The 14,048-nt window shown below is 73.3% G+C and carries 14 protein-coding genes; 5 read left to right on the forward strand and 9 right to left on the reverse strand.

What is annotated here, in order from left to right; translation table 11 throughout:
• The first annotated feature begins 49 nt into the window (after positions 1-49).
• Both IEV65_RS06940 and IEV65_RS06945 read left to right on the forward strand, forming a co-directional pair.
• Positions 50-1,513, forward strand: coding sequence for a KamA family radical SAM protein (locus IEV65_RS06940; protein ID WP_188429038.1), 1,464 nt, complete (start codon positions 50-52; stop codon positions 1,511-1,513).
• Positions 1,514-1,523: 10 nt separating this feature from the next.
• A complete protein-coding gene (locus tag IEV65_RS06945) occupies positions 1,524-1,985 on the forward strand; it encodes an Lrp/AsnC family transcriptional regulator (RefSeq protein WP_188429040.1) in 462 nt (153 codons plus the stop codon).
• Positions 1,986-1,994: 9 nt separating this feature from the next.
• Here the strand turns inward: IEV65_RS06945 and ybaK are convergent, their stop codons facing one another.
• Positions 1,995-2,492 (reverse strand): Cys-tRNA(Pro) deacylase, encoded by a 498-nt coding sequence (ybaK, locus tag IEV65_RS06950; RefSeq protein ID WP_188429042.1) that lies wholly within the window; start codon positions 2,490-2,492, stop codon positions 1,995-1,997.
• Between the two features lie 9 nt (positions 2,493-2,501).
• Entirely contained in the window at positions 2,502-2,876 is a 375-nt protein-coding gene (locus IEV65_RS06955) for a hypothetical protein (protein WP_188429044.1), read from the reverse strand.
• Between the two features lie 34 nt (positions 2,877-2,910).
• On the opposite strand from IEV65_RS06955, the gene IEV65_RS06960 reads away from it, so the two are divergent.
• Together IEV65_RS06960 and IEV65_RS06965 are read left to right on the forward strand one after the other, a co-directional pair.
• On the forward strand, positions 2,911-3,858 hold the full coding sequence (locus IEV65_RS06960) for a 5'-3' exonuclease (protein ID WP_188429046.1): 948 nt from the start codon (positions 2,911-2,913) through the stop codon (positions 3,856-3,858).
• 93 nt (positions 3,859-3,951) lie between these two features.
• Positions 3,952-4,128 carry a hypothetical protein gene (locus IEV65_RS06965; RefSeq protein ID WP_188429048.1) on the forward strand — a complete coding sequence of 59 codons (177 nt, stop codon included), beginning with the start codon at positions 3,952-3,954 and terminating at the stop codon, positions 4,126-4,128.
• Positions 4,129-4,191: 63 nt separating this feature from the next.
• On the opposite strand, the gene IEV65_RS06970 is transcribed toward IEV65_RS06965, so the two are convergent.
• The 7 genes from IEV65_RS06970 to IEV65_RS07000 all read right to left on the reverse strand — a co-directional run bounded on the left by IEV65_RS06970 (position 4,192) and on the right by IEV65_RS07000 (position 12,813).
• The gene (locus tag IEV65_RS06970) at positions 4,192-5,406 is read right to left on the reverse strand and encodes an acetyl-CoA C-acetyltransferase (protein WP_188429050.1); all 1,215 of its coding nucleotides are present in this window, start codon (positions 5,404-5,406) and stop codon (positions 4,192-4,194) included.
• A 402-nt stretch (positions 5,407-5,808) separates the two neighbouring features.
• Positions 5,809-8,688: a DEAD/DEAH box helicase gene (locus IEV65_RS06975; protein ID WP_188429052.1), complete on the reverse strand. Its 2,880-nt coding sequence runs from the start codon at positions 8,686-8,688 to the stop codon at positions 5,809-5,811.
• A 9-nt stretch (positions 8,689-8,697) separates the two neighbouring features.
• Complete coding sequence (locus IEV65_RS06980) at positions 8,698-9,603, reverse strand: diacylglycerol/lipid kinase family protein (RefSeq protein WP_188429054.1); 906 nt, start codon at positions 9,601-9,603, stop codon at positions 8,698-8,700.
• Positions 9,600-10,424, reverse strand: coding sequence for a twin-arginine translocase subunit TatC (gene tatC / locus IEV65_RS06985; RefSeq protein ID WP_229734989.1), 825 nt, complete (start codon positions 10,422-10,424; stop codon positions 9,600-9,602). Before tatC ends, IEV65_RS06980 begins: the two co-directional genes overlap by 4 nt.
• Before the next feature lie 41 nt (positions 10,425-10,465).
• Positions 10,466-10,753: a Sec-independent protein translocase subunit TatA gene (gene tatA / locus IEV65_RS06990; protein ID WP_188429056.1), complete on the reverse strand. Its 288-nt coding sequence runs from the start codon at positions 10,751-10,753 to the stop codon at positions 10,466-10,468.
• 51 nt (positions 10,754-10,804) lie between these two features.
• On the reverse strand, positions 10,805-11,785 hold the full coding sequence (locus tag IEV65_RS06995; protein ID WP_188429058.1) for a helix-turn-helix transcriptional regulator: 981 nt from the start codon (positions 11,783-11,785) through the stop codon (positions 10,805-10,807).
• Positions 11,785-12,813 carry a helix-turn-helix transcriptional regulator gene (locus IEV65_RS07000; RefSeq protein ID WP_188429060.1) on the reverse strand — a complete coding sequence of 343 codons (1,029 nt, stop codon included), beginning with the start codon at positions 12,811-12,813 and terminating at the stop codon, positions 11,785-11,787. The genes IEV65_RS06995 and IEV65_RS07000 overlap by 1 nt, the downstream gene beginning before the upstream one ends.
• Positions 12,814-12,899: 86 nt before the next feature.
• Here IEV65_RS07000 and IEV65_RS07005 point away from each other — a divergent pair, with 86 nt between their 5' ends.
• Positions 12,900-14,003 carry a DUF3866 family protein gene (locus tag IEV65_RS07005; protein ID WP_188429062.1) on the forward strand — a complete coding sequence of 368 codons (1,104 nt, stop codon included), beginning with the start codon at positions 12,900-12,902 and terminating at the stop codon, positions 14,001-14,003.
• Positions 14,004-14,048 lie beyond the last annotated feature (45 nt).

A 14,048-nucleotide genomic window follows, 5' to 3' on the forward strand; every position in this document is an offset into this window, starting at 1 on the left:
TTCCCGTGGATGTTCCATTTCACCGGAAGATGTCCGTATCATGTCACGTATGAGCGCCCCGATCGAGCAGCCCTACGTCTACACGCGCCGCGAGCTGGTGGAACCGGACTGGACCCGGTTCCCCGGCTGGAAGGACATCACTGCGGAGCAGTGGTCCGACGTGCAGTGGCAGCGCGTCAGCTGTGTGAAGAACATCCGCCAGCTGCGCAGCGTCATGGGCGACCTGCTCACCGACGAGTTCTACGCCGACCTCGAGCGCGACCAGGCCGAGCGCGCCACCATGTCGATGCTCGTCCCGCCGCAGATGCTCAACACGATGGTCAGTGAGGTGACCTGGGCCGACGGCACCATGCCCGCCGCGGGCGATGACTTCACCCGCGCGTTCTACGCCGACCCGGTGCGCCGCTACATGCTGCCGGTCTTCTCCGACCGCCGCACCGACTGGTCCTCCCACCCCTACGCCACCCGTGACTCGCTGCACGAGCACGACATGTGGGTCACCGAGGGGCTGACCCACCGCTACCCCACCAAGGTGCTGGCGGAGATGCTGCCGACCTGCCCGCAGTACTGCGGCCACTGCACCCGCATGGACCTCGTCGGCAACTCCACGCCGCAGGTCACCAAGCTCAAGCTCGCCGGCAAGCCGGTCGACCGCCACACCGCGATCCTCGACTACCTGCGCGCCACCCCCGGCGTGCGCGACGTCGTGGTCTCGGGCGGCGACGTGGCCAACATGCCGTGGAAGAACCTCGAGGCCTGGCTCGACCAGCTGCTCGAGATCGAGTCGATCCGCGACGTCCGCCTCGCGACCAAGGCGCTGATGGGTATGCCGCAGCACTGGCTCTCCCCCGACGTCGTCGAGGGCGTGGGCCGGGTCGCGCGCAAGGCGCGCGAGCGGGGTGTCGGCCTGGCGATGCACACCCACGTCAACGCGGCTCAGTCGGTGACGCCGCTGGTCGCCCAGGCGAGCCGGGCGATGCTGGACGCGGGCCTGCGCGACGTGCGCAACCAGGGCGTGCTCATGCGCGGCGTCAACGACGACGCGCACCAGCTGCTCGACCTGTGCTTCGCGCTGGCGGACGACGCGAACATCACGCCGTACTACTTCTACATGTGCGACATGATCCCGTTCTCCGAGCACTGGCGCGTCTCGCTGTCGCACGCGCAGCACCTGCAGCACTCGATCCTGGGCTACCTGCCCGGCTTCGCCACGCCGCGCATCGTCTGCGACGTGCCCTTCGTCGGCAAGCGCTGGGTGCACCAGGTCGACACCTACGACACCGAGCGCGGCATCTCCTACTGGCGCAAGAACTACCGCACCTCGATCGAGGGCGAGGACGTCGACGTGACCAGCGCCGAGTACGTCTACTACGACCCGATCGACACCCTGCCCCCGAGCGGGCAGGAGTGGTGGCGCCAGCACACCGCGGAGCACCACGAGGGCGCCGAGCAGGCCGCCTACGAGCACGCCCGCGCCTCCCACCAGGCCTCGGTGGACCAGCTCACCCCCTAGGCTGAGCGCCATGGAGCCCCTCGACCGCCACATCGTCCAGGTGCTGGCCCAGGACGGTCGCATCAGCTTCGCCGACCTGGGCCGGCAGGTGGGACTGTCCACCTCGGCGGTGCACCAGCGGGTCAAGCGGCTCGAGGAGCGCGGGATCATCACCGGCTACCGCGCCGTCGTCGACTACACCAAGGTCGGGCTGCCGCTGACCGCGCTGATGTCGGTCAAGCCGTTCGACCCCGCGGCCGACGACGACGTGCCCGAGCGGCTGCACGACATCGAGGAGATCGTGGCGTGCTGGTCGGTGGCCGGTGACGAGAACTACGTGCTCCTGCTGCGGGTGGCCCGGCCGCAGGACCTGGAGGAGCTGTTCGCCCGGATCCGGCAGCAGGCGTCGGTCTCGACCAACACCACGATCGTGCTGTCGACCCCGTGGGAGGACCGGCTGGGCCTGCTGCCGGAGGGTGACGCCGAGCTCTGAGGCGTCGCGCTAGGCGCGTCGGGCGATCGGGGCCGTCGTCGCGCCGGTGACCTCGACGAGCACCTCGGGCGCCAGCTCGAGGTCGAAACCGCGCTTGCCGCCGCTGACCAGGACCGTCCCGAAGGCCGTGGCCGAGGCGTCGAGGACGGTGGGCAGGCGCTTCTTCTGACCGATCGGGCTGATGCCGCCGACCACGTAGCCGGTCGTCCGCTCCGCCACGGCCGGGTCGGCCATCGTCGCCTTCTTGGCGCCGAGCGCGCCGGCGACGGCCTTGAGGTCGAGCAGGGTGTCCACGGGGACGATGCCGACGCCGAGCCCCTTGTCGGTGTGGACGAGCAACGTCTTGAAGACCCGCGCCGGCTCCACGCCCAGGGCCTCGGCCGCCTCCAGACCGTAGGACCCGACCGAGGGGTCGTGCTCGTACGCGCGCACCTCGTAGTGGACACCCGCCTTGTCGAGCGTCACCGTCGCGGGCGTGCCACCCGCCGTCCTCTGCTTCTTCGCCACGCCAGCAGCCTAGACAGCCGCGCTGTCGGGCTGACCCCGCCCCGTGACGGTCACGGCATACCCGAGGAGCGTGAGGAGCGCCGCAGGCGCGAACCACAGGCCGACGGGGGACGGGGCGACGACGACGGCATACCCCAGCACGACGAGCGCCAGCGCGCCGAGCCAACGGTGCGGCCGACCGGCGAGCGCGACGGCGAGCGAGGCGAGCACGATCACGGTCGGCAGGCCGAGCCGCAGCACGGCGCCGTAGTCGACGCCGCTCGGACGCTCGAGCGGGTTCTCCCCCGCGGCCGTCGACCACAGCGGGCCGAAGAGGAGGAGGACCGCGGTGGCCAGCGCGACGAGCACCGCCAGCCAGGGCAGTCGTTCGGTCAGGTGGCGCACCCGGTCACGCTAGCAGCGCCTAGGGTGAGGCCTCATGAGCCCCGACCACTCATCGCCCCGCCTGCTCCTGCTGGACACCGCCAGCCTCTACTTCCGCGCGTTCTTCGGGGTCAAGGACCTGAGGCCGGCACCGGACGGCACGCCGACCAACGCCACCCGCGGGCTGCTCGACATGGTCGCGACCCTCGTCACGCGCTTTGAGCCGAGCCACCTGGTGGCGTGCTGGGACGACGACTGGCGTCCGGCCTTCCGCGTCGCGGCGATCCCGACCTACAAGGCGCATCGGCTGGCCGATCCGGTCATCAACAAGGAGGAGGTGCCGGCCGAGCTCGAGGTGCAGGTGCCGGTGCTGCGGCGGGCGCTGGAGTCCTTCGGGATCGCGGTGCTCGGGTCGCCGGGCCACGAGGCGGACGACGTCATCGGCACCCTCACCGCCCGCCACCACGGGAGGATGCCGGTGTCGGTCGTGACCGGAGACCGGGACCTGTTCCAGCTGGTGGACGACGAGGCGGACGTGTCGGTGGTCTACACCGCGCGCGCCGGGGTGCGCGACGCCGAGGTGATCCGTCAGGCCGACCTCCAGGAGAGGTATGGCGTGGCGACCGGCGCGCAGTACGCCGACATGGCGACGCTCCGGGGGGACACCAGCGACGGCCTGCCGGGCGTCAAGGGGATCGGGGACAAGACCGCGGCCCAGCTCATCACGACCTACGGCTCGCTGGCGGCGCTGCGGCAGGCGCTGGCGGACGGCGACCCCGCCATCAAGGGCGCGCGGCGCACCAACCTCGTGGAGGCTGGGGCCTACCTCGACGTGGCGCCTGCCGTGGTCAAGGTGGCCCACGACGCACCCCTGCCGGACGTGCCGATCACCGTGCCCCGCGAGCTGGCCGACCCGGAGACGCTGCAGCAGCTGGTCGAGAGCTACGACCTGGGCAGCCCGGTCGGCCGGCTCATGAAGGCCTTGGGCCTGCGGCCGGAGTGAGGCGCCACGGCTGCATCCATGCCGACGCGCCGTGGCCTGATCGGCTAGGGTCATCGCACCGGCGGGTGCACCGCCCCAGACGAGGAGGTCCGGATGAAGGCTTTGCGCACGCTCAAGCAGGCGGTGGCACGGCTGCGGAGGCGCGGGCCGTCGGACGTCTACGAGACCTACGGCGACGGAGGCAGCGTCCGCCGCGACCGGATCGCGGGCGAGACCGTCGTCCGCAGGGGCAACCCGGCGCCGCCGCAGTTCCCGGTCACCGGCGCGTAGAACCCGCTGGGGACGCCCTCAGGCGGTCGTCGGCACGCTGGCACGCTCACGCGCCGGGGTTGTTCACCCCACGCGCTCGAAGACGGCCGCGAGCCCCTGGCCTCCGCCGATGCACATGGTCTCCAGCGCGTAGCGCCCCTCGCGGCGCTGCAGCTCGTAGGCCATCGTCGCCAGGATGCGCGCGCCGGTCGCCCCGACCGGGTGGCCGAGCGAGATGCCGGAGCCGTTGACGTTGAGCCGGTCCCACGAGCCCGGGTCGGTCATCCCCCACTCGGTGAGCACGGCCAGAGCCTGGGCGGCGAACGCCTCGTTGAGCTCGATGAGGTCGAGGTCGGCCATCGACAGGCCGGCGCGCTCCAGCGCGGCGGCGGAGGCCGGCACGGGCCCGATGCCCATCGTCTCCGGCGCGACGCCGGCCACCGCCCACGATCGCAGCGCGAGCAGCGGCGTGAGGCCCTTCGTCTCCGCGTGCGCGCGGGTCGTCACCACGCACAGGGCGGCGGCGTCGTTCTGGCCGCTCGCGTTGCCCGCGGTGACCGTGGCGTCCGGGTCCTGGCGGCCCATGATCGGGCGCAGGCCGGCGAGCACCTCCATGGTCGTGCCCGGCCGGATGTGCTCGTCGGTGTCGACGACCACGTCCCCCTTGCGCGAGGCGACGGTCACGGGGACCAGCTCCTCGGCATACCGGCCCGCAGACTGCGCCGCGGCGGCCATCGCGTGCGAGCGCACCGCGAGCTCGTCCTGGGCCTCGCGGCTGATGGAGTACTGGCGGCGGAGGTTCTCCGCGGTCTCGATCATGCCTCCGGGTATGGGGTGCCGGTCCCCGCCCGCGGTCGCCCGCGCCCGCGCCAGCCGGTCGGCCAGCTGGACGTCGGCGCGCACCCCCTGGCGCAGCAGTGCGTAGTGCTCCACCTGGCTCATCGACTCGGCCCCGCCGGCCACGATGAGGTCCGCTCCCCCGCTGGCGATCTGCGCGGCCGCCGTGAGGACCGCCTGCAGCCCGGAGCCGCAGCGGCGGTCGAGCTGCATCCCGGGCGCACGGTCGAGACCGGTGTTGAGGGCCAGGATGCGCCCGAGCGCGGGGATCTCGCCGGAGGGGTTGGCGTTGCCGACGACGACGTCGTCCACGTCGCCGTCCTGCAGGCCGGTGCGCTCGAGCAGCGCGGTCAGCAGCTGGGTGCCGAGGTCGGCCGCGGTGAGCGTCTGCAGGCTCCCCAGGAAGCCACCCACCGGGGTGCGCAGCGGTGTGCAGATGACGATGTCGGTCGCGCCAGCCATGGGCACAGGGTATGCCGCGGCCCGCCCGCCCCCGCGTGGTGGGCTTGGACAACGCGAGCCGGTCCCACGCCGGGGCCAGGCAACGCGCGCCGGTCCGGAGGCCTGGGTCCCCAGCGCTCGCCGGTCCCACGCCGGGGCCCCGCCACGCCGGCCAGCGTGTCGCGCACTGTGCAGGAACGGTGCTGCGTGTCGGGGGTCAGAGCGCAGGACACGCAGCAACGAAACCGCACAGTGCACGACACGCCGGGGGTTGCGGGGCTCCGGGGGCAATGCCGGGCGACGGGCGTTATGGGGCGACGGCGTTGGGGGCGACGGCGTTGCGGGGCGACGGCGTTGCGGGGCGACGGCGTTGCGGGGTGACGGGCGCGTTGCGGGGCGACGGGGTCGCGGGGTTACGGGAGCTCAGTCGAGGCGGTCAGCCGCCACGACGCCGCGCAGCATGGCGTCGGAGGCTCGGCGTGCCGCGCGGGCGACCTCGGGCTCGGCCGCCTGCGCCACCTGCCCCAGCAGGTCGATGACCTGCTTGCACCGGCGCACGAAGTCGCCGGCGGACATCCCGCCGTCGCGCAGCACCTCGTCGAGCCCGCGGCCCGAGGCCCAGCGGTGCACCATCCACGCGATGCCCGGGTCGAGCTCGCGGTCGCCCTCCAGCGAGTGCTCGCTCTTGAGCGAGGTCACCTCCCGCCAGATCGCGCCCATCTCGCCCAGGGCCTCCTCGACCTCGACGCTCGGCATCCGTGCGTCGCCCAGGTCGTCCCCACGGGCCTCGTGCACGAGGGCGGAGACGACGGCGGCGAGGTCGGCGGGCGTGAGCCGCTTCCACGTCCCCCGGCGCAGCGACTCGGCGACCACCAGGTCGAGCTCGGTGTAGATCCGGCGCAGCCGCTGCCCCTCGGGGGTCACCTGCTGCCCGTCCGCGCTGAGGTAGCCCAGCCGCGCGAGCAGGTCGCAGATCCGCTCGAAGGTCCGCGCCACCGTGTGGGTGCGCTCGGCCACCCGCCGCTGCAGGTCGTCGGTCTCGCGCCGCAGCTTCCACCACCGGGCCGCCCAGCGCGCATGGTCCTCGCGCTCGGGGCACTGGTGGCACGGGTGGGCCTTGAGCGCGGACCTCAGCTCGTCGATACGCGCCTCGGTCCGGCCCTGGTATGCCGTGCCCGTCCCCTCGGCAGCGCCCTCGTCATCGTCCCCGGCACGTCCGCGACCGGGCCAGGGATCGCGCACCTTCTCGCGCAGCGCCGAGGCCAGGTCCTTGCGCGACCGCGGGCTGCGGGGGTTGAAGTGCTGCGGCACCTTGAGGTTGCCCATCACCTCCGGGACGTCCTTGAACCCGGCGACGGTGAGCCGCTGCACGCTGCCGTTGGAGGTCAGCACCGTCGGCTCGGGCGAGGCCGAGGCACCGCGGACCGCCCGGATGACCACGGCGGTCGTCCCCCTGCGGCCGCCGTCGAGCTGGATGACCTGGCCGGGGGCCAGGGCCTCGAGGGCCGAGGCGACGTCGGCGCGACGCTGGTGCTGGCGGTGCCGGGCCGCCTTCTTCTCCAGCTCGCCGAGCTCGTGGCGCATCCGGCCGTACTCCCGGAAGTCGCCGAGGTGGCACTGCATGCCCTCGCCGTAGCCCTCCAGGGCCGCCTCGTTCTCGCGGATCTTGGTCGTCAGGCCCACGACGGAGCGGTCAGCCTGGAACTGCGCGAACGAGGACTGGAGCAGCTCGTGCGCCCGCTCGCGGCCGTACTGGGCCACCAGGTTGACCGCCATGTTGGAGCTGGGTCGGAATGAGCTGCGCAACGGGTAGGTGCGGGTGGACGCCAGGCCGGCGACGTCCATCGGGTCCACGCCCCGGCGCCACAGCACCACACCGTGGCCCTCGACGTCGATCCCGCGGCGCCCGGCGCGTCCGGTCAGCTGGGTGTACTCCGCCGGCGTCACGGGGGCGTGCGTCTCGCCGTTGAACTTCGTCAGCTTCTCGAGGACGACCGTGCGCGCGGGCATGTTGATCCCGAGCGCCAGCGTCTCGGTGGCGAAGACCGCGCGCAGGTGACCGTGGGTGAACAGCTCCTCGACGATCTCCCGGAAGAGGGGGAGCATCCCGGCGTGGTGAGCGGCATACCCGCGGGAGAGCCCCTCGACGAAGTCGTGGTAACCCAGCACACCGAGGTCTCCCGGCGCGACCTCGGCCACCCGCTGCTCGACGAGGTCCCTGATGCGCCGACCGTCCTCCTCGGGGATGAGCCGCGTGCCGCGGGAGAGCAGCTGCCCCACCGCCGCGTCGCAGCCCGCCCGGCTGAAGATGAAGGTGATCGCGGGCAGCAGGCCCTCGCGGTCGAGCCGGTCGATGACCTGGGTGCGGCTCGCGGCCCCGCCCGGCAGCGCCCCGCGCTCGAGGACGGGCACGGCGTCGTCATACCTGCGCCGCGAGTCGGACCGGCCCCGGCCGTCCGGGCGCCCACGGCCGCCGCTCCCCCGCCCGCGCGGCTCGCCGCGCCGCCCCCGCGGTGCCCCGGCGTCCTCCCGCGACCACCCGGAGCTGGAGCGCTCCGCCTGCGAGATCCGTTGCAGGAGCTCAGGATTGACACGGGTCGTGCCCGGTCCCTCGCGGTCGCTGACGAACAGGTCGTAGAGGTGGGTGCCCACCATCATGTGCTGCCACAGCGGCACCGGCCGCACCTCGGAGACGATGACGTCGGTGTTGCCCCGGACGGTGCGCAGCCAGTCGCCGAACTCCTCGGCGTTGCTCACCGTCGCTGACAGCGAGACGACCTGCACCGACGGCGGGAGGTGGATGATGACCTCCTCCCACACGGCGCCGCGCCAGCGGTCGGCGAGGTAGTGCACCTCGTCCATCACCACGAAGCCCAGGCCGGTGAGCGTCGGCGAGGAGGCGTACATCATGTTGCGCAGCACCTCGGTGGTCATCACGACCACCGGCGCCTCGCCGTTGACCGAGGCGTCACCGGTCAGCAGACCCACGTTGGAGGAGCCGTGCCGCTCGACGAGGTCGTGGTACTTCTGGTTGGACAGCGCCTTGATCGGCGTGGTGTAGAACGCCTTGCGCCCGGTCTCCAGCGCCAGCGCGACGGCGAACTCCCCCACCACCGTCTTGCCGGCACCGGTCGGGGCGGCCACGAGCACGCCCGAGCCGTCCTGCACCGCGCGGATGGCCTCGAGCTGGAAGTCGTCCAGCTCGAAGCCGAGCGTCTCGGTGAACCGGCCTGCGGGCGAGGCCGCGAAGGCGGCCCGTTCCCTGGCGCGGGCGTACTGCTCGGCGGGAGACGGTTCAGCCATGGCCCCAGGCTATGTCAGGGGCGGCGCGATCACCTGCAGGTGTGACGCCGCCGCCCGGACGGTGAGCGGCAGGGGCGCCAGCGGCTCGCCGTCACCGTGGGCCAGCACGTCGGAGGGGCCCTCCACGGTCACCTCGTTCACCCGTCTCACCTCGACCTCCGGCATGGAGGTATGCCGTCCCTCCCGGACGGCGCGCAGGAGGACCAGGGCGCGGGCCGGGCTGAGCGGACGGACGACGACCAGGTCCAGGAGCCCGTCGGCCGGGTCGGCGTCCGGGGCCAGCTGCAGCCCGCCGCCGAGGTAGGGCATGTTGGCGGGCACGACCACGAGCGCGTCGAGCTCCTCGGTGCTCGTCGTGCCGGAGGTCGAGGTGGTGAGGCGGTAGCGCAGCGGCGGCGTCCAGCGCAGGCGGGCGATCTCCACGAGCGCGGCCACCGTGTAGACAGCCGCACCCAGCCGCCGGGGCAGCAGGGTCGCGCGGTGGGCGATGCGGGCGTCGAGGCCGGTGTTGACCGAGCCCAGCAGGTGCCGGTCCAGCTCGGCGACGTGGACGGTGTCCACCGTGCGCCGCTGACCGCCGAGCAGGGTCCGCAGCGCGCCGTCCGGGTCGTGCGGGATCCGGAGCGAGCGGGCGTTGTCGTTGCCGCTGCCCGCCGGCAGGATGCCGACGGCGGTGCCGGTGCCCGCGCACAGGTCGGTCGCCAGGCTGACCGCCCCGTCCCCGCCCGCGACCACCAGCACGTCGACCCCGCCGGCCACCTGGGCGGCACAGCGGGTGCGGGCCTCGTCCAGGGAGCCGGCCTCGATCTCCACGACGTCGTGCCCGGCGGAGCGGAGCTCGGTCACCGCGCGGGCACCCAGCGCCGCGGCGCGGCCGCGCCCGGACCGCCGCCCGTGAGCGACGGCATACCTCATGACAGGGGGGTGGCCTCGTCCGGCGACAGGCCGGCGTAGCGGTTGCTCGGGTCCTCTCCCCGCTTGGCGCGCCGCTTCTCCATCGCGAAGGAGACGGCCACGGCGAACCAGTAGAGGACGAAGATCGGCATCGCCATCGCGATCATCGCGAACCCGGACGGGTCGGGCGTCATGAACGCCGAGAACACCAGGCAGAGGAAGAGCGTGATCCGCCAGCCGCGCAGCATGGTGCGCGCCGGCAGGATGCCGATCTGGTTGGCGGCCACGAGCAGCACCGGCAACAGGAACGCCAGGCCGAACGCGAGGGTGAAGAAGACGCCCGTGGACAGGTAGTCGTTGGCGTTCTGGATGTTGGCCAGGCCCTCGGGCGTGAAGGCCAGCAGGACCGCGACCAGGCGCGGGAAGGAGAAGGCCGCCATCGCCGCGCCCAGGAAGAACAGCGGGATGCTGACGAAGAAGTAGGCCAGCGCGACCTTCTTCTCCTTCGGCGTCAGCCCGGGGAGCAGGAAGGCCCAGGCCTGCCAGAGCCAGACCGGGCTGGCCAGCAGGATCCCGGTGAAGATGGCCACCTTCATCTGCATGGCGAAGGGGCCGGTGATGCTGTTGAAGTTGAGCGAGACGAGCTCGTCACCGCGCTCGCTCTTGACCCGCTCGATCGGCGCGGTGAGGAAGTGGATGACCTCGTCGTAGAGGTACCAGCCCAGGACGGCGAAGGCGGCGATCGCGATCGAGGAGATCAGCAGCCGGTTGCGCAGCTCCTTGAAGTGCTCGCCGAGGGACATCCTCCCCTCGGGGTTCTTCACCTTCGTGGCGCGGGCCATGGCCGTCCTCCCGGACCGTTCAGGGTATGCCGTGCGCCGGGTCAGGCGCGGGGGTCGGCGTCGTCGCCGCGGCCCTCGAGCCGGCGGTACTCCTCCTGGGCGGTGTCCTTGTAGCGGTCGTCGGTGGTGCCGGTCTGGCCGGGCACCGGAGGCTCGCCGGGGGCGCGGTCCTTGCGGGCGGCGCTGTCGTCCTTCATCTGGTCCACCTCGGTCTTGAAGACGCGCATCGACTCACCCAGGCTGCGGGCGGCGTTGGGCAGGTTCTTCCAGCCGAACAGGAGGATGAAGGCAACGATCAGGACGATGATGTGCCAGGCCTGGATACGCATGAGGTGTCCTTCGTGTGAACGTCCACGGGGCCGCCGCGCAGGCGGCCGTCGTCAGTCTAGGCGACCGGACTGGGTGTGCCCGGCCACCGCCTCGGCGGCCCCGGCCCCGACGCCCACGACCAGCTCCGCAGGGGCGAGCACGCGCACCTGCCCGGCCTGGCGCCATACCAGGCGGCGCAGCCACGCGGGATCGGCCACCCGCAGCACCACCTCCAGCGACCCGTCGTCGCGCCTGTCGACCCGCTCGACCGGGACCGTCTCGGCGATCCACGCCGAGCCCGGCTCGAGGTGCAGGGTGACGACGAGGTCCTCGGGTGCCGCGCGGTAGACCCCGGCGCCCAGCTCGCGCGGCGGCAGGTCCGCGGGCGGCGTGCCGTCGACGTCGAGCACGCGCAGCTCCTCGACCCGGTCCAGCCGGAAGAGGCGGACGCCCTCGGCACGGTGGCACCAGCCCTCGAGGTACCACCGGCCGTCCACACCGACGACGCGGATCGGGTCCACGTCGCGCTCGGTGGTCTCGTCCCGGCTGGCGACGGTGTAGCGCAGGTGGACGCGGCGCGCGCGTGCCAGCGCGTCGCGCAGCGAGGCAGCGAGGTCGGGGTCGAGCGGCTGCTCGAGGTCGACGGACACGGCTGCTGCGGTGCTCGCGCTCTCCCCCGCCGCGGCCTCCAGCTTGGCCAGCGCCCGGTCGATCGCGTCGTGCTGCGTCAGTCCGGGGGTGTCCGCCAAGGCACGGAGGGCGACGATCAGCGCGAGGGCCTCGTCACGGGTCAGCCGCAGCGGACGAGAGATCGTGTCTGCGTTGGACACGAAGACCCGGCCGTCCTCCCACCGCGCGTCGATGAGGTCGTCGGGGTAGTGACCGGGCAGGCCGCACACGAAGAGCAGCTCGAGGTCGTCCACGACCTGCGCCTCGCTCACCCCCAGCTCGGCGGCGGCGCTGGCCAGGTCGATGCCCTGGCGGTTGAGCAGCCACGGCACCATGGTCAGCAGGCGAGCGAGCCGGGAGGTCGCGCTCTCGTAGGTGGCCATCAGCGCGGGCTCCCGCCGTGCGCCCGGACGACAGCCGTCAGGGCCGCGACGACGGCGTCCCGGACCTCCGGCGGGTCCACCACCCGCACGTCCGGTCCGGCGGCGCAGATCTCGGGGACGACCGAGGTGACGCCGTGCACGTCCAGGCCGAGGGCGTCCCAGCCGGCCGGGGCAGGGTGGTCGGCGGGCGTGGCTCGACGGCGCAGCGAGGAGGCCGCCCCCTCGCGTACCAGGAGGCGCACCGTGGTGGTCGTCTCCGCGTCGTCGCCGTAGGTCCGGCGGATCATCGCGGTGGGGTCGTGGTCGGCTGGGACGGTGAAGCCGCCCCTGCGTCCGCTGGTGCGCGGGAGGCCCACCATCCGGTCGAGGCGGAAGACGCGGGGTGCCTCGCGGTCGAGGTCGTGACCGGTGACGTACCAGCGACCGTGCCAGCTGGTCAGGCCCCACGGCTCCAGCCGACGGGTGGTCAACCCCGCTCCCCCGGCACCCCGGTAGTCGAAGCTGATCGGCGTGCGGGACAGCACGGCGTCGCGCACCGGCTCGAAGGCCGGCTCGCGCGTGTGCAGCAGCGGCTCGATGCCGGCGACGCTGGCCTCGTCGCGCACCAGGCCGGCGGCGTCGAGCTTGCGCAGCGCCTGCGCGGCCGGGCCGGCGAGGCTGGCCTGGCTCCACGCGCGGGCGGCGAGCCCGACGACCGCGACCTCGTCGGGCGCGAGGTCGATCTGCGGCAGGGCGTACTCGCGCTCGTCGATGCGGTAGCCCAGCTCGTCGTCGAAGAAGGGGTCCACGGGCTCGGTGCGCAGCGGGATGCCCAGGGCCCGCAGCTCGTCCTTGTCACGCTCGAACATCCTCTCGAACGCCTCGTCGTTGCCGCTGCGGTAGTCCGGGACGGCCTCCCGGATGCGGGCCTTGCTCAGCGGCTGACGGGTCGCGAGCAGGGCGATGACGAGGTTGAGCAGACGCTCGGTCTTGGCGGCCGCCGGGGAGGGGCCCTTCGGCTCGGAGCTCTGCGGTCGGGCCTTGGCCATGCCCGCGAGCCTACTAGACACCTGTGCGACTCCCCGACCGGACAGGCGTTACTGCCGCCCCGGTCGGGTCTGGCTAGGCTTCCCGGGTGATCACGTGGCGCGAGGGCACCGTCCGCGAGCAGCTGCCCGGCTGGAGCGGCGTCGTGGTGGTGGCCGTCGACACGCCGGCCGGCGAGACACGCGCGCTCGCCTACCCGGACGTGGTCGGCATACCTGAGCCCGGGGACCGGGTCCTGCTCAACGTCACCGCGCTCGAGCGCGGGCTCGGCACGGGCGGGTATGCCGTGGTCGTCGCCCTCCCCGACCGGCCCGCTGCGTGGCCCGCCGTCGACGCCGCCGCGCCGGGCCACCTGGTGAAGGCCCGCTACACACCGATGCAGACCATGGTGCTGGGGGTCGACGACCCGGAGGGCGAGCACCACGCGGCCCTGGCCGAGGCGGACGACCTCGCTGGCCTCCCGGTGGTGGCCGCGGACCTGCACTCCGCGCTGCCGGCGGTCCTCGCCGGCCTGCGGCTGGAGCGGCCGGACGCGAACGTCGTCTACGTCATGACCGACGGCGGGGCGCTGCCGGCCGCCTTCTCGCGGACCTGTGCGCAGCTGCGGGCCGCCGGCTGGCTGTCGGCGGTCGTCACGGTGGGCCAGGCCTACGGCGGTGACCTCGAGGCGGTGACGGTGCACACGGCGCTGCTGGCGGCCCGCCACGTGGTCGGGGCCGACGTCGTGGTGGTGGCCCAGGGGCCCGGCAACCTCGGCACCGGCACCCGCTGGGGCTTCTCCGGGGTGTCGGCCGGGGAGGCGCTCAACGCGGCGGCCACCCTCGGTGGTCGAGGGGTGGCGGCGCTGCGCGTCTCCGAGGCGGACGAGCGCGGGCGGCACCGCGGGCTGTCCCACCACAGCGCCACCGCCTACGGGCGCGTGCTGGCGCGACCGGCCGACGTGCCGGTCCCCCGCGGGCGGACCGGGCGACCCGCCACCGACGAATGCCTGGGCCTGGTGAGGGGCCAGGTCGCGGAGTTGGTGGGGCGGGCCTCTCACCTGCGGGCCGTCGACGTGCCGGTGGACGGGCTGCTCGACGCGCTGGGAGACGTGCCGGTCAGCCTGAGCACCATGGGCCGCGGCCTCGCGGAGGACCCGGCGAGCTTCCTGGCCAGCGCCGTGGCCGGGCGGCACGCGGCCTCGCTCACCTGAGCCTGTCGGGGATACGCGACGGCCCCGTCACCGCTGGGGGGCCGT

This window comes from Ornithinimicrobium tianjinense (assembly GCF_014636495.1).
Classification (GTDB): Bacteria; Actinomycetota; Actinomycetes; order Actinomycetales; family Dermatophilaceae; genus Ornithinicoccus; species Ornithinicoccus tianjinensis.

What these genes read in the sequence shown, in the direction of transcription:
- IEV65_RS06970 (WP_188429050.1), bottom strand. Translation starts at nt 5,406, where the DNA reads ATGGCTGGCGCGACCGACATCGTCATCTGCACACCGCTGCGCACCCCG.
- IEV65_RS06940 (WP_188429038.1), top strand. Translation starts at nt 50, where the DNA reads ATGAGCGCCCCGATCGAGCAGCCCTACGTCTACACGCGCCGCGAGCTG.
- IEV65_RS06980 (WP_188429054.1), bottom strand. Translation starts at nt 9,603, where the DNA reads ATGAGGTATGCCGTCGCTCACGGGCGGCGGTCCGGGCGCGGCCGCGCC.
- IEV65_RS06995 (WP_188429058.1), bottom strand. Translation starts at nt 11,785, where the DNA reads ATGGCCACCTACGAGAGCGCGACCTCCCGGCTCGCTCGCCTGCTGACC.
- IEV65_RS06960 (WP_188429046.1), top strand. Translation starts at nt 2,911, where the DNA reads ATGAGCCCCGACCACTCATCGCCCCGCCTGCTCCTGCTGGACACCGCC.
- IEV65_RS06965 (WP_188429048.1), top strand. Translation starts at nt 3,952, where the DNA reads ATGAAGGCTTTGCGCACGCTCAAGCAGGCGGTGGCACGGCTGCGGAGG.
- tatC (WP_229734989.1), bottom strand. Translation starts at nt 10,424, where the DNA reads ATGGCCCGCGCCACGAAGGTGAAGAACCCCGAGGGGAGGATGTCCCTC.
- IEV65_RS06945 (WP_188429040.1), top strand. Translation starts at nt 1,524, where the DNA reads ATGGAGCCCCTCGACCGCCACATCGTCCAGGTGCTGGCCCAGGACGGT.
- IEV65_RS06975 (WP_188429052.1), bottom strand. Translation starts at nt 8,688, where the DNA reads ATGGCTGAACCGTCTCCCGCCGAGCAGTACGCCCGCGCCAGGGAACGG.
- IEV65_RS07000 (WP_188429060.1), bottom strand. Translation starts at nt 12,813, where the DNA reads ATGGCCAAGGCCCGACCGCAGAGCTCCGAGCCGAAGGGCCCCTCCCCG.
- tatA (WP_188429056.1), bottom strand. Translation starts at nt 10,753, where the DNA reads ATGCGTATCCAGGCCTGGCACATCATCGTCCTGATCGTTGCCTTCATC.